This window comes from Exiguobacterium sp. BMC-KP (assembly GCF_001275385.1).
Taxonomy (GTDB): domain Bacteria; phylum Bacillota; class Bacilli; order Exiguobacteriales; family Exiguobacteriaceae; genus Exiguobacterium_A.
Genome location: NZ_LGIW01000015.1, coordinates 170,562 through 190,513 on the forward strand (window position 1 = coordinate 170,562; position 19,952 = coordinate 190,513).

General features: G+C 44.6%; 19 protein-coding genes and 1 other annotated feature. Of the genes, 17 read left to right on the forward strand and 2 right to left on the reverse strand.

Annotated elements, in window-relative coordinates:
- Positions 1–22 precede the first annotated feature (22 nt).
- Positions 23–195 (forward strand) — a binding site (T-box leader).
- A gap of 69 nt (positions 196–264) precedes the next feature.
- The 9 genes from glyQ (at position 265) to ADM98_RS06415 (ending at position 10,188) form a co-directional block, all read left to right on the forward strand.
- Complete coding sequence (glyQ, locus tag ADM98_RS06375; RefSeq protein WP_029341034.1) at positions 265–1,155, forward strand: glycine--tRNA ligase subunit alpha; 891 nt, start codon at positions 265–267, stop codon at positions 1,153–1,155.
- Positions 1,148–3,208, forward strand: coding sequence for a glycine--tRNA ligase subunit beta (gene glyS, locus ADM98_RS06380; protein ID WP_053452748.1), 2,061 nt, complete (start codon positions 1,148–1,150; stop codon positions 3,206–3,208). Before glyQ ends, glyS begins: the two co-directional genes overlap by 8 nt.
- 21 nt (positions 3,209–3,229) lie before the next feature.
- On the forward strand, positions 3,230–3,859 hold the full coding sequence (locus ADM98_RS06385; RefSeq protein WP_029341036.1) for a helix-turn-helix transcriptional regulator: 630 nt from the start codon (positions 3,230–3,232) through the stop codon (positions 3,857–3,859).
- A gap of 12 nt (positions 3,860–3,871) precedes the next feature.
- A complete protein-coding gene (locus tag ADM98_RS06390; RefSeq protein ID WP_053452749.1) occupies positions 3,872–4,681 on the forward strand; it encodes a pyruvate, water dikinase regulatory protein in 810 nt (269 codons plus the stop codon).
- 146 nt (positions 4,682–4,827) lie between these two features.
- The gene (gene dnaG, locus ADM98_RS06395; protein WP_053452750.1) at positions 4,828–6,624 is read left to right on the forward strand and encodes a DNA primase; all 1,797 of its coding nucleotides are present in this window, start codon (positions 4,828–4,830) and stop codon (positions 6,622–6,624) included.
- Between the two features lie 34 nt (positions 6,625–6,658).
- Entirely contained in the window at positions 6,659–7,744 is a 1,086-nt protein-coding gene (gene rpoD, locus ADM98_RS06400) for an RNA polymerase sigma factor RpoD (RefSeq protein ID WP_023467512.1), read from the forward strand.
- A 153-nt stretch (positions 7,745–7,897) separates the two neighbouring features.
- Complete coding sequence (gene cccA, locus ADM98_RS06405) at positions 7,898–8,239, forward strand: cytochrome c550 (RefSeq protein WP_053452751.1); 342 nt, start codon at positions 7,898–7,900, stop codon at positions 8,237–8,239.
- Positions 8,240–8,356: 117 nt separating this feature from the next.
- Positions 8,357–9,076: a tRNA (adenine(22)-N(1))-methyltransferase gene (locus tag ADM98_RS06410; RefSeq protein ID WP_326933864.1), complete on the forward strand. Its 720-nt coding sequence runs from the start codon at positions 8,357–8,359 to the stop codon at positions 9,074–9,076.
- The gene (locus ADM98_RS06415; protein WP_053452752.1) at positions 9,076–10,188 is read left to right on the forward strand and encodes a Nif3-like dinuclear metal center hexameric protein; all 1,113 of its coding nucleotides are present in this window, start codon (positions 9,076–9,078) and stop codon (positions 10,186–10,188) included. The genes ADM98_RS06410 and ADM98_RS06415 overlap by 1 nt, the downstream gene beginning before the upstream one ends.
- Positions 10,189–10,283: 95 nt before the next feature.
- Here the strand turns inward: ADM98_RS06415 and ADM98_RS06420 are convergent, their stop codons facing one another.
- Complete coding sequence (locus tag ADM98_RS06420; protein WP_053452753.1) at positions 10,284–11,231, reverse strand: 4-hydroxy-3-methylbut-2-enyl diphosphate reductase; 948 nt, start codon at positions 11,229–11,231, stop codon at positions 10,284–10,286.
- 144 nt (positions 11,232–11,375) lie between these two features.
- Between ADM98_RS06420 and ADM98_RS06425 the strand changes: the two genes are divergently transcribed.
- From ADM98_RS06425 to ADM98_RS06460, 8 genes are all read left to right on the forward strand, one after another.
- Entirely contained in the window at positions 11,376–13,139 is a 1,764-nt protein-coding gene (locus ADM98_RS06425) for a sensor histidine kinase (protein ID WP_053452754.1), read from the forward strand.
- A complete protein-coding gene (locus tag ADM98_RS06430; RefSeq protein ID WP_053452755.1) occupies positions 13,136–14,089 on the forward strand; it encodes a sugar ABC transporter substrate-binding protein in 954 nt (317 codons plus the stop codon). Before ADM98_RS06425 ends, ADM98_RS06430 begins: the two co-directional genes overlap by 4 nt.
- 47 nt (positions 14,090–14,136) lie before the next feature.
- The gene (locus ADM98_RS06435; RefSeq protein ID WP_053452756.1) at positions 14,137–15,489 is read left to right on the forward strand and encodes a DEAD/DEAH box helicase; all 1,353 of its coding nucleotides are present in this window, start codon (positions 14,137–14,139) and stop codon (positions 15,487–15,489) included.
- Between the two features lie 98 nt (positions 15,490–15,587).
- Positions 15,588–16,490 carry a deoxyribonuclease IV gene (locus tag ADM98_RS06440; protein ID WP_053452757.1) on the forward strand — a complete coding sequence of 301 codons (903 nt, stop codon included), beginning with the start codon at positions 15,588–15,590 and terminating at the stop codon, positions 16,488–16,490.
- Between the two features lie 21 nt (positions 16,491–16,511).
- Complete coding sequence (locus ADM98_RS06445; protein ID WP_053452758.1) at positions 16,512–17,129, forward strand: hypothetical protein; 618 nt, start codon at positions 16,512–16,514, stop codon at positions 17,127–17,129.
- Between the two features lie 171 nt (positions 17,130–17,300).
- A complete protein-coding gene (locus tag ADM98_RS06450; protein WP_053452759.1) occupies positions 17,301–17,537 on the forward strand; it encodes a FeoA family protein in 237 nt (78 codons plus the stop codon).
- Positions 17,534–19,513, forward strand: a complete 1,980-nt coding sequence (gene feoB / locus ADM98_RS06455) for a ferrous iron transport protein B (RefSeq protein WP_053452760.1) — start codon at positions 17,534–17,536, stop codon at positions 19,511–19,513. The genes ADM98_RS06450 and feoB overlap by 4 nt, the downstream gene beginning before the upstream one ends.
- A 13-nt stretch (positions 19,514–19,526) precedes the next feature.
- Positions 19,527–19,709, forward strand: coding sequence for a FeoB-associated Cys-rich membrane protein (locus tag ADM98_RS06460; protein ID WP_053452761.1), 183 nt, complete (start codon positions 19,527–19,529; stop codon positions 19,707–19,709).
- A 54-nt stretch (positions 19,710–19,763) separates the two neighbouring features.
- On the opposite strand, the gene ADM98_RS06465 is transcribed toward ADM98_RS06460, so the two are convergent.
- Complete coding sequence (locus ADM98_RS06465) at positions 19,764–19,934, reverse strand: XapX domain-containing protein (protein WP_034785920.1); 171 nt, start codon at positions 19,932–19,934, stop codon at positions 19,764–19,766.
- Between the last annotated feature and the right edge of the window lie 18 nt (positions 19,935–19,952).

Here is a 19,952-nt window from a genome sequence, read left to right on the forward strand (position 1 = left end):
TGAATGCGGAAGAAGCAACTAAATGAACACGATGACGAAAAGGAGTACCGTCTTTTTCTCAATTAAGCGATTCCAGGGTGGTGTGAGCTGGAAGTGAGAGGGGCGCGAACGGCGTTTCGGAGTGTTCTTTGTCAAAAAGAGTGGCATGCGATGCATGCAAGTAGGGTGGAACCGCGGGCTTGTCTCGTCCCTATGTGCAACGATTGTTGTACATAGGGGCGTTTTTTGCGTTCCCTAATCATTTCGGAGGTGAAAGTCGTGAAGATGACAGTACAAGACATGATCTTGACATTACAAAAATTTTGGGCAGAACAAGGCTGCTTGACGATGCAAGCATACGACGTAGAAAAAGGAGCCGGTACGATGAATCCGATGACGTTCTTACGGAGTCTCGGACCAGAACCATGGAACGTCTGTTATACAGAACCATCACGTCGTCCAGCAGATGGTCGTTACGGAGAAAATCCAAACCGTCTATACCAACACCATCAGTTCCAAGTCATCATGAAACCATCGCCTGATAACATTCAGGAATTATACTTACAAAGTCTCGAATTACTCGGCATCAACCCACTCGAACACGATATTCGTTTCGTAGAAGATAACTGGGAGAACCCGACGTTTGGTGCTGCTGGTCTCGGTTGGGAAGTATGGCTGAACGGAATGGAAATCACGCAGTTCACGTACTTCCAACAAGTCGGAGGAATCGAGTGTAATCCGATCGCAGTAGAAATCACTTACGGAATCGAGCGTCTCGCTTCGTACATTCAAGATGTCGAAAGCGTGTTTGATCTCGTTTGGACAGATGGCTTCAAATACGGTGACATCTTCTATCAACCAGAATTTGAACACTCGAAGTATACGTTTGAAACATCAGATGTCGCATTGCTCTTTACGTTGTTCGATCAATACGAAAAAGAAGCAAATCGTGCTTTGGATGAGAACCTCGTTTTCCCGGCATATGATTACATCTTGAAGTGTTCACATACCTTTAACCTCCTCGATGCAAAAGGAGCGATCTCTGTCACGGAACGAACAGGATTCATTCATCGTGTTCGGAACATGTCGCGCCGTTGTGCGCAAAGTTTCATCGAAGAACGGGAACGTCTTGGCTTCCCATTGATCAAGTCGAAAGCAGGTGAGTCACATGCATGAATTATTACTTGAAATCGGTTTAGAAGAGATGCCGGCTCGATTCGTCCTTCAATCGGAAACACAACTTAAGGAGCGCGTGACGCGTTTCCTCGAAGAAGCACGGATTGAGTTTGCAAGCGTCGAATCATTCTCGACGCCACGCCGTCTAGCAGTTTACGTCAAGGGTCTCGCAGCGCGTCAGAGTGACCTCGAAGAAACATTAAAAGGACCAGCAAAACGCATCGCGATGGACGAAGCAGGGAACTGGACGAAAGCAGCAGAAGGATTTGCGCGCGGTAAAGGATTAACGACGGATGATCTCTTCCTTGGTGAAGAAAAAGGAGTCGAGTACCTATATGCGACGCGTAAGGAAGTCGGACAAGCGACAGCAGATCTGCTTCCTGGCTTAAAACAAGTCGTTGAAGCAATGACATTCCCGAAAAACATGCGTTGGAGTACACAATCATTGCGTTATATGCGTCCGATTCGTTGGTTGATCGCTTTGCTTGATGATCAAGTCATCCCGTTTGAAGTTGCATCTGTCGAAACAGGTCGGACGTCACGTGGACATCGTTTCCTCGGACAAGATATCACGATCTTGCGTCCAAATGCCTATGTCGAAGCACTTGCTGGCGAACACGTCATTGTTAGTTACGAAGAACGTCGCCAGTTAATTGAAGAACAAATTAAAGCACTCGCGGCACGTGAACAATTCGAAGTACCAATCGATGCTACATTACTTGAAGAAGTCACGAACCTTGTCGAGTATCCGACAGCTCTGTTTGGTGCGTTCGATGAAGCGTACCTTGAGTTACCAGAAGAAGTCTTGATCACGACGATGAAAGAACACCAACGCTACTTCCCAGTTAAACGTAACGATACGTTGCTTCATTACTTCGTGACGGTACGAAACGGAAACGCCACACACATTGAAAACGTGGCACGCGGAAATGAAAAAGTCATCCGTGCCCGTTTGGCAGATGCGCAATTTTTCTATGAAGAAGATAAAAAAGCAGATATCGATGAACAAGCGAAACGTCTCGATAAAATCGTCTTCCATGAAAAATTAGGAACGACAGGAGAAAAAGTCCGTCGTGTTCGCCAAATGGCACTCGCACTTGCCGATCGTGTTGGAGCAGATAAAACACGTGTCGAACGAGCAGGACAAATCTATAAATTCGATCTCGTCAGTCAAATGGTCTATGAATTCACTGAATTACAGGGTCTGATGGGTGAACGATATGCAAACATGAAAAATGAAGATGCAGAAGTCGCGGCTGCGATTCGCGAACACTACATGCCGCGCTTTGCGGGAGATGCAAGTCCGGAAACGCCGACAGGAACGCTTTATGCGATTCTCGATAAGATGGATAGCGTCGCTGGATTCTTTGGTGTTGGCATGATTCCAAGTGGGTCAGCGGATCCATATGCATTACGTCGTCAAGCGCAAGGGATCGTTCAGATTTTATCGGATCGTAAGTTGAGCCTGACATTAACAGAACTGATTGCCTTCGTCGTTTCGGAACAAGTGGTAGAAGGTCTTTATACGAAGGATGCCGAAGAAGTTCAAGCTGCATTACAAGATTTCTTTGCACAACGCTTGAAGTACCGTCTATCGGAAATGAACTTCCGTCATGATGTCGTTGAAGCCGCTCTTGATCATACATTGACGGTTGAAGCGAATGAACAGCGTGCTACGATGCTTGAAGGTGCAACGAAGAAAGAGTCATTTAAGAAAACGGTCGAACAATTGAGTCGTGTCTTGAACATTTCGAAGAAGGCAGAACAGGTAACAGCTGTTGATCCAACACTCTTTGAAAATGATGCGGAACGCGCATTGCATGAGGCAATCGAGAAGACGTTACCAGAAGTTGAACAAGCGATTGCTGTACTCGACTATGAACGAGCACTGACAGCACTCGAGGCAACTGTTCCGTCGATCACGGCATATTTTGACGGTACGATGATCATGACGGATGACGAAACGGTCCGTACGAACCGCCTCAGCGAAATGAAACGATTTGCGGAAGCCATCGAATCAGTCGCTAGGTTCAATGCACTTACTTTAGCGTAAAGAAAAAGGACGGATGAGCCGATGAAGTTAAATGAACGGCAAAAAAAGATACTCCAAATCGTCAAAGAGAACGGTCCGATCACGGGAGAGCAGATTGCGGCAGCGCTCTCCCTGACGCGGGCGACGCTCCGACCCGATTTATCTATTTTAACGATGACCGGCATGTTAGAAGCACGTCCGCGCGTCGGCTATATGTACGTCGGGAAGAAAAATGCTTCCATGCTTCACGAGAAACTCGACACCTTGACCGTAGGTGAATTCATGTCATCGGCAAAGGTCATTCACGAAGGGATGACCGTGTACGATGCGATCGTCCACTTATTTTTGGAAGATGTCGGTTCTCTGTTCGTTGTCAGTAAGGATCACGCGTTAGTCGGTGTCTTGTCACGTAAGGATTTTCTACGTGCGGCAATCGGTAATCAAGAATTAGACTCGTTACCTGTTAATATCATCATGACACGGATGCCGAATTTAACGGTGTGTGAAAAGTCTGAGACGTTGATTGGTGCCGGTATGAAATTGATTGAAAAGCAGATTGATTCGATGCCTGTCGTCGAAGAAGAGAACGGAGTCTTAAAAGTCGTTGGTCGAATGACGAAAACGAATATGACGAAAGTATTGGTCGCGTTAGCACGTGATGAAGAAATTTAAGGAGGGTTCCTGATGCGTCAACGGATTTATGTCGTGAGTGACTCTGTCGGAGAGACGTGTGAGCTCGTCGTCCGCGCAGCCGCTATCCAGTTCCCGGAACAAGCTATCGAAACGGTCCGAGTCCCGTTTGTCGATGATGATCAAGTCATTTATGACTTGGTCCTCCACGCAAAGGAAGAGCAAGCGACGATCGCGTTTACGATCGTCCATGCGACGCATCGGCGTCTACTTGCAGATACAGCGCGTGCGCACGGTGTAAAGGCAATCGATCTTCTTGGTCCATTGCTCGATACGATGGAAGATCGTTTGCAGATGCAGCCTAAGGAAGAACCAGGATTGATCTATCGCTTAGATGAGGAATATTTCCGGAAAATCGAAGCGGTCGAATTTGCTGTTAAATATGACGATGGACGTGACCCAAAAGGCATCAAACGGGCAGATATCGTCTTAATTGGGGTGTCACGTACATCAAAAACACCACTCTCGCAGTATTTGGCCTTGAAACGATATAAAGTAGCAAACGTGCCACTCGTACCCGAATCGATTCCACCGGAAGAGTTGTTCGATATTCCAAAAGAAAAGTGTTTTGGATTACTCATCTCTCCGGAAAAGTTAATTGATATTCGAATGGAGCGATTGCGTTCTTTAGGACTCAAGCCAGAAGCGGCCTATGCGCAGATGGACCGGATTAACCGTGAACTCGAATATGCACGTAACTTATACGAACGGATTGGATGCCAGGTTATCGACGTGACGAATAAAGCAGTCGAGGAAACGGCAAACCTGATATTGACCGGAATTTCTGGGAAGGCGCATGACTAGTCAAGTAGTCAGGAACATAGTATACTTGTTTAGCTGATAAATGAGATAATGCCCTTTTTCTAATGAAACGGAACGAGTCATCGTTCCGTTTCATTGCGGGTATGGTCATGTAAGGATAAGTTCTCAAGGAAAGGGGAGAGGACGGAATGAAGCGAATTCCTGATGAGGTCGTCGATCAGGTCCGCCAAGCAACGGACATCGTCGAATTGATTTCAGAACGTGTAGAATTAAAAAAACAAGGGAATCGATATTCAGGGCTTTGCCCGTTTCATTCTGAGAAATCACCTTCCTTTTCTGTTTCTCCTGATAAAGGAATGTACTACTGTTTTGGATGTGGTGCAGGAGGAAATGCCATCACTTTCGTCATGGAAACAGAAGGAATGAGTTTCAAAGAAGCCGTCTCCAAATTAGCAGACCGTAGCGACGTCACACTTCCAAAACTGGAGCCGGATCGATTTGAACAATCGGAATCGACGCCAGAACAGGAAAAGAAGTTTCGGATGCGCGAAGCACACCGGATCGTCACTGAGTTATACCATGAAGTGTTGATTCAAACGGAAGCGGGCGACGCTGGACGTGTCTATTTAGAGAATCGCGGTATCCGGGAAGGTGCGATGCGTGAGTTTCGACTGGGATATGCACCGGATCAAGACCGCTTTACTGTAGATTCGTTGGCGCGCCGGGGGTTTGATCTAGATGAGATGGTCGAAGCGGGATTGATTTCAATCGGACGCGATGGCGATTATCGAGATCGATTCAACGGTCGAGTCGTATTTCCTATTTCCGATCGTGATGGCACGATTGTCGGATTTAGTGGACGATCGATTGATGGTCGTGATCCGAAATATGTCAATACAGCAGAAACACCTTTGTTTAATAAAAGTGAACTGTTATTTGGATTCGCCCAAGCACGAGGGGCGATGCGTAAAATCAAACAAGTTGTTCTTGTTGAGGGAAATCTTGATGTTGTGCGTGTCGCTCAAGCGGGTATACCTTATACGGTGGCTTCTTTAGGAACTGCCTTAACACCTGTTCACGCACAAAATTTAGCGCGCATCGTCGATGAAGTCATTATTTGTTATGACGGAGACAAAGCAGGACGCGCTGCGACGTTAAAAGCCTTACAACTACTCGAAGCAGTTGCCGTCGACTGTTCCGTCATCCGTTTACCGGATGATGAAGACCCTGACTCCTTCATTGGAAATCAGGGAGAAGAGATGTTTTTACACTGGATCGAACAAGAACGAGTTTCAAGTCTTGAATTCAAATCTTTTTATTTTCGACAAGGAAAAAACTTGCGATTAGAAGGAGAACGCGTTCGATATATTGAAACTATGCTTGAAGAGATTGGTCGAACATCCAATCCGTTGTTACGGGATATTTATTTAGGGAAGCTTTCCGAGGAATTCAAACTTTCGAAAGACTCCTTGATCGCACAAGTGCGTCCAACCGTTCAACAACCGAAGAGAGAACAAATCGTTTTCGATCGCCCAGCTGCTGCACCGATAGCACCTCCTGATCGAACTTTTGCGAACTGGAAAAAGGCAGAACGCTTCTTGCTTGCCTACATGATCCGTTCAGAAGAAGTCTGTCTTGAAGTGCGAGAGCAACTAGGTGTCCAATTCAATGATCCGGCACACCAATTGATTGCCGGCAAGCTATATGAATTTTATGGAACAGGTACGCAAGGAAGTCCAGATCGTTTTTTGACGATGTTGCACGATGCCTCCTTGCAACGAATCGTAGCAGATTTAGAGTTCATGTTGATGCCTGAATACGATCCTGATTTGCTCAGTCATTATATTCGTGCCGTCCAAAATGAACAGCAACGTCGGTTGTTAGAAGAAGAAAAGTCACGATTGAATCAACAAACAGATATCCGTGCTCAAGCGGAACTGATGCAGGCGATCATAGAACGGAAACGTCGTTTAAAAGATCGGTAACCTGCTGCATGATGTGGAAGGAGTGTATGGTTCGATGGCAGAAAAAGCAAGATCAGAAGCTGAATTACTCCGTCTCGCGAAAGAGGAACTCATCGCGCTCGGACATAAGAATGGTGAATTGTCACACCAGAAAATCGAAGACAAACTGAGTTCGTTCGAATCGATGGATGCTCAGCAATTTGAGGAATTCCTACAGTTGCTTGAAACAGAAGGCATTAAGGTCAACAATGACGGTACAGGAGATGAAAAAGAAGAAGCGGATCTAAACGATTTGTCAGTTCCTCCTGGTGTCAAAATCAATGACCCTGTCCGGATGTATCTAAAAGAAATCGGACGCGTGGATTTGTTGAATGCAGAAGACGAAGTTGAACTCGCGAAACGAATCGAACAAAACGATGAGGAAGCGAAAAAACGTTTAGCAGAAGCGAACTTACGTCTCGTTGTTTCGATTGCGAAGCGCTATGTCGGACGCGGTATGTTATTCCTGGATTTGATCCAAGAAGGAAACATGGGTCTGATTAAAGCGGTCGAGAAATTCGACTACACGAAGGGATATAAATTCTCGACGTATGCTACGTGGTGGATTCGTCAAGCAATTACACGTGCGATTGCCGACCAAGCGCGGACGATCCGAATTCCAGTTCATATGGTTGAAACGATCAATAAATTGATTCGTGTTCAGCGTCAACTCTTGCAAGATCTCGGACGTGAACCATCACCGGAAGAGATTTCAAAAGAGATGGAAATCACGCCAGAAAAAGTACGTGAAATCCTGAAAATTGCTCAAGAACCGGTTTCTCTTGAAACACCAATTGGAGAAGAGGACGATTCACATCTCGGAGATTTCATCGAGGATCAAGATGCGACGGCACCACAAGACGCCGCTGCATACGAGCTCTTAAAAGAGCAACTCGAAGATGTCCTCGATACGTTGACGGATCGTGAAGAAAACGTTCTTCGTCTTCGTTTCGGACTTGACGATGGTCGGACACGGACACTTGAAGAAGTCGGGAAAGTATTTGGCGTTACGCGTGAGCGGATTCGCCAAATCGAAGCAAAAGCACTTCGGAAACTTCGCCATCCAAGCCGTTCAAAACGCTTAAAAGATTTCCTCGATTAATTCAAAGTGTGAAGAATATATGAAATTTTAGTGGGAAGGAAGAAAAAAGTTTCGTTTTTTTCTTCCTTCCCTGTTTTTTTTACAGTAGAATAGTAACGGGGAATACCATTCAGTCACCAACTTGGTTGGGTATAGAATATGGGGGGAATCCAAATGCGTAATCCATTAGTACCGTTCGCGGCGATCGCAGTCATCGCCATCATCGCTATGATTTCATTGTCTTACTTTGGGGTCGATCAGGTGAAGGAAGCTCGCAAAGGGCCGTCAACTGCAGAAATGAAGCCAGAAGATTTGTTTGCATCTAAAGGATGTACAGGTTGTCACGGTGGAAACTTAGAAGGCGGAGTAGGTCCGAACTTAACAAAGATCGGCGCGAAGCTGAAAGAAGATGAAATCAAGAACATCGCAATGAACGGTAAAGGGCAAATGCCTGGCGGTCTTGCGAATGACGAAGAGGCAGCTGCTCTAGCCAAGTGGTTAGCTGCTAAGAAATAAGAACAAGGGCATCTATCTCATTGCGAGATGGATGTTTTTTTGTGGTGTATGGTATCTTTTTTACCGTAAATCCGCTATTTTTAAAAGAGAGTTTTTCGGAAAATAGGAAGGATGAAGATGATGCAAATGAACGTCGTATTGGATCAACGACTCCAAAAAGTCGTGTCGTATATTCCACAAGGAGCCATCCTCGCAGATATTGGATCAGATCATGCATTCGTACCTTGTTTTTGCGTACAACAAAAGAAAATCGAGCGTGCGATTGCAGGAGAGGTCAATGAAGGACCGATGGAAGCGGCAAAAGGACAAGTGGCGCTTGTCGGCCTCGAATCACAGATCGATGTCCGTTTAGGAAGTGGCTTATCCGTTTTGAATCCGGGAGAAGCAACAGCGATTACGATTGCTGGAATGGGTGGAACACTGATTGCCTCTATCCTTGAAGAAGGAAAAGATCGATTATCTGGTAAGGAACGATTGATTCTTCAACCAAATGTTGATGCAGTTGATGTTCGGAACTGGTTACTTACAAACTCGTATGCGTTGTTATCAGAAGCAATCGTTGAGGAGAACGGAAAGATTTACGAGATCCTCGTTGCGGAACGTGGAGAAGAAACACTGTATTCAGAGGACGATACAATACGTCAGTGGGAATTATTCTTTGGACCGCAGTTGATGCGGGAACGGGCACCTGAGTTCGTCCAAAAATGGCAGCTTGAAAAACAAAAGCGAGAGTATATTTTAGCTCAGATGAAACAAGGGCAAGCAACTGAGATTTTATCTGAGAAAATCGAAGCAATCGAACAATTGATTCAAAAGATGGAAGAGGTGACGAACTGATGGCGAACGGTAACTATGTCATTGAGCAGTTTGAAGCATTTGCTCCGAAAAAATTCGCCCTCGAGGGAGATCCAATCGGTCTACAAATTGGAACATTAAATAAGGAAATCAAGCGTGTACTTGTGACACTTGATGTCTTGGAGTCTGTTGTCGATGAAGCGATCGAAAAGAAGATTGATCTCATCATCGCACATCATCCGCCGATTTTTAGTAAGTTAGCGAATGTGACGGATCGTTCCGCGACGGGACGGATTGTCTCAAAATGTATTAAGCATGATATTGCGGTGTACGCTGCGCATACAAATCTTGACGTCACACCAGGAGGGGTCAATGACTGGATGGCGGAAGCCCTTGGTCTTGAGTCTTGTGAAGTGTTAGCGCCAACGTTTGAAGATACGCAATATAAATTAAGCGTATTCGTACCGACTGAAGCTGTAGAACGTGTTTCAACAGCACTTGCACAGGCGGGAGCAGGGAAAGACGGTGAGTATAGTGATTGTCAATTCCATGTCAACGGAACGGGTCAATTCCGACCTTCGACGGAGGCTACCCCGTATATTGGAGAAGCGGGACAACTCGAGCAGGTTCCGGAAGTTCGGATCGAGACAATCGTGACGGAACTGAATCAGAAACAAGTTATTCGAGCAATGAAACAAGCCCATCCATATGAAGAGGTCGCTTATGACCTCATTCGCCAAGAACGTGCGGCAGCACAGCTCGGTCTTGGTCGGATTGGACGATTGCCAGAAGCGATGACATTACGGGCATTTGCAGAACATGTTCGCAAGGCGTTTGATGTACAGAACTTACGCTTCGTCGGGGACGAATCACGTCCGATTAAGAAAGTAGCCGTTCTTGGAGGTGACGGGAATAAGTACGTCTCTACTGCTGCTTTTGCTGGAGCGGATGTCCTAGTGACGGGCGATCTCTATTTCCATGTTGCTCATGACGCAATGGCACTCGGGTTAGCTGTCGTCGACCCGGGACACCACGTTGAATCAGTCATGAAAGAAGGCGTCGTCAACGAATTAAGTAGACGATTCAAGGAGAAGAAGATCGACGTAGAGCTCATTGTCTCGACAGCGAATACGAATCCTTTTCAATTTTTATGATATATGAAGTAGTTGAATAAATAAAAATCACGATAAAACACCGGACGGCGAAGATTCGCTGTCCGGTGTTTGTTATTGCTTCTGCTATATTCTGATTAAAGAATTTTTACTTTTGGTAAAATCCGTCGTAGTTCAAGGAACGGTGTTTTGTCATGCGTACTAATATCAGCGGGATCATATTGCTGTAGGAAATCAATGACCTTTTTCGTGATCGGTGTCGGAGTCGATGCACCAGACGTGACACCAACTTGCGTGACACCCTCAAGCCAATTTAAGTCAAGTTCCGTTAAATCACCGATTCGATGTGCCGGAGTACCTGCGATATCGAAAGATACTTGTGCCAAACGGTTCGAGTTGTTTGAACGCGGATCCCCAACGACGATGACGAGATCACAGTCTCCTGCTTGATCGGCAACTGCTTCTTGTCGAACTTGTGTAGCGTTACAGATTTCATTGTGTACTTCAACATGTGGATACTTTTTACGAACATGTTCCATCAAAGCTTGAACATCCCACTGACTCATCGTCGTCTGGTTCGTGACGATGATTTTCTTGTGAGCAAGCTGAGGTGGAAGTTCATCGATATCTTCGACTTTTTCGATGAGGTGGACGTGCTCTGGTGCTACGCCGACGGCTCCTTCAGGTTCTGGATGTCCGTGTTTACCAACATAAATGACTTCGTAATCGTCTGCAACGACTTGACGGATTAAATCGTGAGTGCGTGTTACGTCAGGACATGTTGCATCGACCACGTGTAGGTTCTTTTCAGCAGCACGAGCATACACAGCAGGTGAGATACCATGTGCTGTGAAGATGACCGTTCCTTCTTGAATCGTCTCAAGTGCTTCGAGTCGGTCAGGACCATCGACCGTAATCACACCCATACTCTCGAATTCGCGAGTTACGTGTGCATTATGAACGATCATACCAAGAATATGAATCGGACGTGGCAGGTCTTTATTCAATGCCGCTTGTTGTGCAAGTTTCATTGCATCGACGACACCATAACAATAGCCGCGGGGGCTGATTTTTTTTACTAGCATAGTTGTAGATTCTCCCTTTGTGAAAAAGAATGATTAGTTAGAGTGTACCATTGATTAGATGTGAATGAAAATAGAGGAGTCTGTTTCAGAAACAGAACATGGTATACTAATGAAGTTGCAATTATTCAATAGGGGGGCGAAAGGATGGAGTCTAAGAAAATGATGCGGTCGTATTTTTTTCAAATCACCGCTATCTTATTCATCCTGTTATGTCTTGTCATTTCAGCGCTTGCCTTCACAGCAGATCGTGTCACGATTTCTCGAGTTGAACAGCAAACGGAAAAACAGAGTGAAAAAAGTGTCGAGGTCTCAGGAAATGCGATTCGTGATAACATTGGAAATTTACATGAAGAAATCATGGGTTTGCAGTTAAACGTCAAAAATCCTGATAAGCTAAGTCAAAAAATTGAAGAATCAAATCTTCTTGATATTGATACTGGATTTAAAAGTCTTTTTTATTTTGACAGAAAGACGAAGCAGATTACTTGGTTCTCAAGTGAAGATCGTCGTGTTCCAGATAGTACGATAATAAAGGATGATGATTTTTTACAAACTCTAACAAGTACAGATTTCCATATGAGTAAGTTGTACACAATGGAATCCGATGCCGTCACATATATGTTCGTGCCAGTTCGAGATGGTAACGAACGTGTAGGTGTGTTTGGTGGCGGATTAAGTGCTATGAATTCGATCATTTTCAGGAAATCACTAGAATCTTTTGATGATCAAACGATTGCCTATTTATTTAATAGTAAAAAAGAATTGCTAACAACGTCGAGTAATCTTGTGACAGACGAAGAACGATTATTATCGAGAAGCGTGATTGATCGTGCCTTTCGATCCGTCGAACCATCTGAAATTTTTAGTACGAATCAAGATATGTATTACTTTGCAAAGGATTTAAAGGTAACGGATTGGAAAATTCTCGTTCGAACGCCACGAAATGTTTTTTATGAACCTGTTTATACGACCCGACAACAATACTTGATCATTGCAGCGTTAACACTTGTTTTGAGCTTGATTGTTGGTTATTTAATGTCAAGACAATTGACATCTCCTTTACTTGAGCTTGTTCATAAAATTGAGAGAAGTAGTTCCCCAAAACCAATCGTTCTCGAACGTGCCGGATCAAATGAAGTTAAAACATTGGTCGCTGCTTATAATGAATATTCACAGCGAATGGAACATGCGCGACTTGAGCAGTTAAGTCAACAGCAAACAATGTTGCAGCAAGAAAAACTAGTGTCACTTGGTCAATTAGCAGCTGGAATTGCTCATGAAATTCGTAATCCATTGACACCAGTCAAAATGACCTTACAGTTATTAGCTGCAGAAAAAGATCGAGATACAGAGATGTTGATGCTTGCTTTATCTGAACTTGATCGAGCGAATGGTATGATCCAGACGATGCTCGATTTATCAAAAGGAGAGAACAACGCTCTTCAAAAATCGACAATTGATTTAAATGAATTGATGAAGAAGTTGACGTACATCCTCGAAGCAGAAGCACACCTTTATGAAGCAGATTGTAAAATTTACACACCATCTTTCATGCCGAAGATTCATGCTTCAGAAGAAGGTATTTTGCAGATTTTAGCAAACTGTTTGCGAAATGCACTTCAAGCTGTAGCATTCAAAGGATCTGATGGGATTTGTCATTTACATGTACATGTCTATCCAGAAGAGGTGGTCTTTATTATCCAAGATAATGGTGTCGGCATGGATGGTGAGCAGATTGATCATGTAGGTCAAGCATTCAAGACGTCAAAAGTAGATGGAAATGGCCTTGGACTGTTTATGTCGAAGCAGATCGTACGTGATCACAAAGGAAAGATGATTTTTGACAGCAAACCTGGGGTTGGCACAACGATTCAAGTTCACTTACCTCGAAAGGAGCAAACGGAATGAAATTCAATAAAGCATGGCTATTCATTTTAGTCGTTTGGATATCATCCGTTCTCATTATATCAAATATGTTTGTGAATCCTGATTCGAGCCCGCGTCGTCATCTCATTGGTTTTACGATTGTGAATGATAAACACGAATTTGCCCAACGTCTTGTTGATGCGTTCAAAGCGCAGGCCAAAGTTAACAAATATGATGCAGTCGTTGCGACTTCACATAATTCACGTATCAATGAAAGAGAGCAGATCGAAGAATTTATTCGAATGAAAGTGGATGCAATCTTCGTTACCACACTTGACGATGTTTACATCGCTGAATCGTTGGAAAAAGCTGCTAAAGAAAACATCCCTGTTTTTGCTATCGATCGCTTGATTCATTCCGATGCAGTCGTCAGTTCGATTACTTCAAATAATCAATTGATCGGCGAACAACTCGCATCTTTCATCAAACATGAACGCATCAAACAAACAGGGCAGGCAACCGCCAACATCATTGAAGTCGCAGGTACGACAAACGTCAATACAACGAATGAACGGCACAGGGGATTCATGACGGGTCTTGAGCGGGAGCCGAATCTAAAAATCGTTGAATCAGTCAACGGGGATTACGATCCCGTCACTTCGGAACGGGTAATGACACAGGTCATTGAGTCAGGTATTTCGTTTGACGCTGTATATTGTCACAATGATGATATTGCACTCGGTGTTCTTGAAGCATTGAAAAAAGCAGGCATTAAAGGAAAAATAGTTGTCGGCATTGACGGGAATCGTGCTATATTAGAAGCTGTTGACATGAAATCGATGGATGCGACGGTCGTCCAGAGTGCTGATGAGATGATGAAAGTCGCCTTCAGTGCATTGAAGCTTCATACGAAAAACAAAAAGATTCCAACTCGTTTTTATACGTACTCCTATCTGTATGACGGTAGTAGACCCATAACCATGTTGAACTAATCGAGAGGCAGATGCCTCAGCAAATAAGGAAAGGACGGTGTCAATTCATGAATGGATTCAGCCATTATCAATTACACCCGTTCGTCATCGAAGCACTCGATGACGCCCGCATCACAAAACCGACCGATATCCAGTCACGGATTATCCCAGCTGCATTAAAGGGACGTGACATTATCGGTCAATCACAAACCGGAACAGGAAAAACGTTATCGTTTCTTCTTCCAATCGTTCAGAACGTTGATCCAAAGCTTCAAGAATTACAAGCGATTATTGTTGCGCCAACACGTGAACTCGCTTGGCAAATTCATGAGGAATTGAAATCATTACTCGTCAAGGAACCAGACTTCATCAAAACAAGTCTTATTACAGGTGGAATGGACCGCGAACGCCAAATTGGTCGTGTAAAAGTTTCACCACAAATCGTTATCGGGACACCGGGACGAATTTTAGATTTGTTTAAAGAACAAGCATTGAAGCCGCATTTCGTGAAGCACTACATCATCGATGAAGCGGATCAAATGCTCGATATGGGCTTCTTGCCGGAAGTTGACCGGATTGCTCAAGCTCTTCCTGAACAGCTTCAGATGATGGTCTTCTCAGCAACGATTCCTGAGAAATTGCAACCGTTTTTGAAAAAGTACATGAACAACCCGCGTTACGCTCATGTGGATCCAAAACAACAGACAGCGAAAAAAATCGTTCATCATACGATTCCAGTCAAGCACCGTGAACGTTCAGAACTAACATTGAAAGTCGCGAAAGCACTAAATCCGTATATCTGTCTAATCTTTACGAACACAAAAGCAGAAGCAATCGAAGTCGAAGCTTTGTTCTTAGAAGCAGGATTGAACGTTGGTTCTCTTCACGGAGATCTTCCGGCTCGTCGTCGTAAACAAGCAATCAAAGAAATTAATGATGCGAAGTATCAATATGTCATCGTGACGGACCTTGCTGCACGTGGAATTGATATTTCAGGTGTCTCACACGTCATCAACCACGGTATTCCGAAAGATTTAGACTTCTACGTCCACCGTGTCGGTCGGACAGGTCGTGTCGATCAGGATGGATTGGCATATACACTGTTTGAAGATCACGAGAACGGTATGATCAATCGTTTAGAAGACCGTGGCATTCAATTCACGAATGTTGACGTCAAAGGGACTCAAATAATGGAAGTTAAAGAACGTCGCCGTGCGAAACCGCATATGAAGACTGCTGTCTCGAAGACAGCGCATAGTCGTCTGTCTGGTGAAGCAGCAAAAGCGAAAAAACGCGTTAAACCAGGTTATAAGAAGAAACATCAATATAAGTTAAAAGAAACAGCAAAACGTGAACGCATCAAAGAACAACGTGGTGTCGGTCGCGCGCAACGTAAAGAAAACGCACGTAAATCAAAATAACATCGTCGATGACACCCGTGAAATGAAAAAACATTTTTCGGGTGTCTTGTCGTTTTCAAGATTTGGTACACTGATAAAAGAGAAAGGTGGAATAAGATATGAAAATAGGTTCACACGTCTCCGTTTCGGGGAAAAAAATGCTGTTAGGTGCAAGTGAGGAAGCAGCTTCTTATGGTGCAACGACAATGATGGTCTATACAGGAGCTCCTCAAAACACACGCCGTAAGCCGATGGAGGAGTTGCGGATTCCGGAAGCACTTCAACATATGAGTGCGAACGGAATTGAAGAAATCGTCGTACACGCGCCGTATATCATCAACTTAGGAAATACGACGAAACCAGAAACGTTCGAACTAGCGGTTTCGTTTTTAGCAGCTGAGATCAAACGAGCGGAAGCCTTAGAAAAAGCGCAGCATATCGTGTTACATCCAGGAGCTCACGTAGGTGCTGGAGAAGATGTTGGAATCAAACGCATCATTGAAGGACTCAATGAGGTATTGACTGGTGAAGAGAAGGTCAAGATTGCGCTTGAGACGATGGCTGGAAAAGGTTCTGAGATTGGAAAGACATTCGAGGAGCTTGCTCAAATTATCGAAGGTGTCACGCATCAAGATCGTCTATCTGTTTGTCTCGATACCTGTCACATTCATGATGCAGGATATGACATCGTGCATGACTTAGATGGTGTCCTCGAACAATTTGACCGGATCGTCGGACTTGATCGCCTTGGTGTCATTCACGTAAACGACTCGAAGAATGTCCGCGGCGCACGGAAGGACCGTCATGAAAACATCGGATTTGGTGAGATTGGATTTGATACATTACACCGTGTCGTACATCATCCTGCACTTGCCCATTTGCCAAAAATTTTAGAAACACCTTATATTGGTCTCGATCCAAAGAAAAAAGTCGCGCCATATAAAGAAGAAATCGATATGCTACGTTCTGGTGCGTTTGATGCGGATTGGCGTTTACCGATTCTAGGTGCACCGGCCGAATAAACTCATAAAGGGGTGTCTGTGATGTGTCATATCCTCGTCGTCGATGAGACAAGTTTCGCGATACGACAAGCTGTTGTCCACTATTATGAAACAAAGGAACCGTTTTACTTGCCGGGAGAACTGGCAGAGGGAGAAGAGGTGTTTCTTGCGACGAACGATGGAATCATTGCGTATGCAGAAGCCTTGTTTACGGAGTACACGACACGTCCAGAAGATCCGTTTTGGTTGACGGCTGCTGACGATTCAGAAGGATCATATGTGTGCCTTGACCTCATTAGTGTGGATTTACGTCATCCTTTACTCGGACGACCACTCAATCAACTTAATCTTAAATCAGGATCTGTAGAAGGGGTGTTTCGGACACGTCTGCTCGATTCGTGGCAGTATGGTTATTTTGAAACGGATGTTTTGACACTTGAACAAGCAAAACAACGTCGGAACGAGCGATTCAAGGAACGGAATCATCTAGAACAAGTGGCGGATCAATGCATTCATTGTGAAGAGACGCGACAGTCGTTACTCGAATGGCATTTGACACCAGAAGGATATCAGACCGTTTGTCCGACGTGTCATCGATGGTTGCATCAACAAATGCTACATGCGGTGGATACCGCTGCAGCGACGGAAGAAAATGAATAGAAGCTCTGCTTTTTCCTGATCTCGTTCAGGAAAAAGCAGAGCTTTTTTATTGAGACGTGCACATTGAAGTGATTCATTTGTTGAATTCCTATGTAACTGAGGAATCGATGGTGTTATAATCAGGAATGATAATTGTTATCAATGAATGGAAAGATAAATGGGGGAGCAGCTATGCTGGATTTAGCTACGGTTCCAATGAACCAACCTGTCGTAATGACCAATATGAATCAAATCGACGATCGATTGCGTCGGCGACTACTTGCGCTTGGTTTTTATGAAGGATGTCCAATCATCGTTCGACGAAAAGCCATATTTCAAGGTCCTATGACAATCGAACAGCAGGATCATCACCAAATGGTTGCTATCCGTCGGAGTGATGCGAAACGAATTGAGGTGTATATGCCATGACGACGCAACGCATTGCCTTGCTCGGAAATCCGAATACCGGAAAAACGTCTTTGTTCAATCGGCTGACGAATTCCTATGCACACGTCGGTAACTGGTCAGGTGTCACGGTGGATAAAAAAATCGGACAACTTCGAGGAAATCGTGGACAATTGATCGATCTACCTGGTGTGTATGATTTAGATCCATTGTCGGCAGATGAAGCAGTCGTTGCCCGATTTTTAATGGAGGATTCCTTTGACTCCATGATTAATATCATCGATGCTTCACAGCTCGAGCGTAATTTACAATTGACCGCGCAATTACTTGAAATCGGGAAGCCGCTGCAAATTGGTCTAAATATGATGGATGTAGCGGATCATCGCGGAATGAAAGTTGATCCAGTGCGGTTAGCAAACGTCTTACAAGTCGATGTTTTTCCGATCGTTGCTCGAACAGGTGACGGATGTGATGTATTATTGTCTTCCTTACAACAAAAACCACAGCCATTCCTTCATATCGACTATGGTTCTGACACCGAACAGGCGATTGAGGATATCCTCGAAATCGTCGACATGCCAGAAATTGAACGATGGATGGCTGTTCAATATTTAGCGGGAAATCGAGTTTTTGTAGACGTGCTCGAACAACGGACACCACAGATTGCGGTGATTCGTAAACAGTTAGAACAACAATTAGGTCGGTTCGTTCATGCCCACATCACAGAATGTCGCCGGCACTGGGCGGTGGCGACGAGAGCTGCTGTTGTCACAGAAGAACAGTCGGCAAAAACGAACTGGACAGAGCGGATTGACGCTATCGTCACACATCCAGTCTTAGGATTACCGATCTTCTTTGCAATTCTCTATCTCTTGTTTCATGTGACATTTAACTGGATTGGGTCTCCGATGTCGGACTTATTAGATGGATTCATCGCTGGACCATTGTCAAAAGGTCTTGTCAGTCTGTTGAGTACGCTTGGTGCATCACAGTTCATTCAAGATTTGCTTGTTGAAGGCGTAGTTGCTGGAGTCGGCGGTGTTCTTGTGTTCGTCCCACAAATCTTCGTCCTTTTCTTCTTCATTTCGTTTTTAGAGGACTCTGGTTATATGGCACGTGTCGCAATCGTCATGGACCGATTCATGCAAATGGTCGGCTTGAATGGGAAAAGTTTTATTCCAATGATCATTGGGTTCGGTTGTAATGTACCAGGAATCATGGCAGCACGTTCAGTAGAAGAAGAGCGAGAGCGCTTAGTGACGATCTTCATCTCACCGTTTATGTCTTGTTCCGCTCGCTTACCCATTTACGCTGTCTTTGCGGGTAGCTTCTTTGCTACGAATCAGGCACTGGTTGTCTTGTCGCTCTATATCCTTGGGATTGTATTGGCACTGATTGCAGCAAAGGTTTTTTCGAAAGTCTTAGCAGCAGAAGATGCAACAAGCTTGTTCTTAGTGGAACAACCTCCTTACCGGATTCCACAAGGCTTAACCTTATGGCGGAGTACATGGCAAAAGGGAAAAGGGTTTGTTCGAAAAGCAGGAACGTTCATCTTTGGTGGTTCGGTCGTCATTTGGTTACTTGCTTATACAGGACCAGGTGGATTAGACGTCAATATGAATGATAGTTTCCTAGCGATGATTGGTGGTGTGATTGCGACCGTTCTTGTACCGCTTGGGTTTGGAACATGGCAGGCGGGTGCTGCCCTCATTACCGGGTTTCTCGCGAAGGAAGTCGTCGTCTCAACCATGGCCATCATATACGCTGTCAATGAATCGGAGCTTGGTCGGCATATCGCGCAACAGTTCACACCACTCAGTGCGTATAGTTTCATGGTTTTCGTCTTACTCTATGTACCGTGCTTAGCGACTGTCGCTGTCATCCGACGCGAAGTCGGGAGCGCGAAATGGACGTGGATTGCTAGCTTATATGGCTTATTCGTTGCCTATGGGGTAGCGTTCATCATTTATCAAACAGGGCATTGGTTGGGATTCGCTTAAGGGGGGAGAACAGATGCATTTCATTGATATACTTATCGGACTGATCGTATTCGGATATGCTGGATTTTCACTTATTCGCTTTACGAAAAAAGCGAAAAAAGGGAAATGTGCGACGTGTGAAGTAGAGCCGACATGCGAGACAGCATGCGATGAGGTCAACTGGGATCGTGTGATCGCAGAAGCCTTAAAAAAATAATCAAAAACCGTTCTCTTTCTGCATGAAGCAGTCAGAGAACGGTTTTCCTTTGGATTAGAAAAAACGTTCCACGAGAAATAGATAAATTTTCATCCCGAGAAATACACCAAAAATCCCGACGATGGCTGGGAAAACAGGTGGGGCAGGAATCGGTAATTTCAGTGCGGTGAAAACGACGCCGCAGATAACGCCTGCTAGAAGAGATAATAAGATTTGCTGAAGCATACATGCCGTCCTTTCTGC

Coding starts and splice junctions, on each gene's coding strand:
- glyQ (WP_029341034.1), top strand. CDS start 265: ATGACAGTACAAGACATGATCTTGACATTACAAAAATTTTGGGCAGAA.
- glyS (WP_053452748.1), top strand. CDS start 1,148: ATGCATGAATTATTACTTGAAATCGGTTTAGAAGAGATGCCGGCTCGA.
- ADM98_RS06385 (WP_029341036.1), top strand. CDS start 3,230: ATGAAGTTAAATGAACGGCAAAAAAAGATACTCCAAATCGTCAAAGAG.
- ADM98_RS06390 (WP_053452749.1), top strand. CDS start 3,872: ATGCGTCAACGGATTTATGTCGTGAGTGACTCTGTCGGAGAGACGTGT.
- dnaG (WP_053452750.1), top strand. CDS start 4,828: ATGAAGCGAATTCCTGATGAGGTCGTCGATCAGGTCCGCCAAGCAACG.
- rpoD (WP_023467512.1), top strand. CDS start 6,659: ATGGCAGAAAAAGCAAGATCAGAAGCTGAATTACTCCGTCTCGCGAAA.
- cccA (WP_053452751.1), top strand. CDS start 7,898: ATGCGTAATCCATTAGTACCGTTCGCGGCGATCGCAGTCATCGCCATC.
- ADM98_RS06410 (WP_326933864.1), top strand. CDS start 8,357: ATGATGCAAATGAACGTCGTATTGGATCAACGACTCCAAAAAGTCGTG.
- ADM98_RS06415 (WP_053452752.1), top strand. CDS start 9,076: ATGGCGAACGGTAACTATGTCATTGAGCAGTTTGAAGCATTTGCTCCG.
- ADM98_RS06420 (WP_053452753.1), bottom strand. CDS start 11,231: ATGCTAGTAAAAAAAATCAGCCCCCGCGGCTATTGTTATGGTGTCGTC.
- ADM98_RS06425 (WP_053452754.1), top strand. CDS start 11,376: ATGGAGTCTAAGAAAATGATGCGGTCGTATTTTTTTCAAATCACCGCT.
- ADM98_RS06430 (WP_053452755.1), top strand. CDS start 13,136: ATGAAATTCAATAAAGCATGGCTATTCATTTTAGTCGTTTGGATATCA.
- ADM98_RS06435 (WP_053452756.1), top strand. CDS start 14,137: ATGAATGGATTCAGCCATTATCAATTACACCCGTTCGTCATCGAAGCA.
- ADM98_RS06440 (WP_053452757.1), top strand. CDS start 15,588: ATGAAAATAGGTTCACACGTCTCCGTTTCGGGGAAAAAAATGCTGTTA.
- ADM98_RS06445 (WP_053452758.1), top strand. CDS start 16,512: ATGTGTCATATCCTCGTCGTCGATGAGACAAGTTTCGCGATACGACAA.
- ADM98_RS06450 (WP_053452759.1), top strand. CDS start 17,301: ATGCTGGATTTAGCTACGGTTCCAATGAACCAACCTGTCGTAATGACC.
- feoB (WP_053452760.1), top strand. CDS start 17,534: ATGACGACGCAACGCATTGCCTTGCTCGGAAATCCGAATACCGGAAAA.
- ADM98_RS06460 (WP_053452761.1), top strand. CDS start 19,527: ATGCATTTCATTGATATACTTATCGGACTGATCGTATTCGGATATGCT.
- ADM98_RS06465 (WP_034785920.1), bottom strand. CDS start 19,934: ATGCTTCAGCAAATCTTATTATCTCTTCTAGCAGGCGTTATCTGCGGC.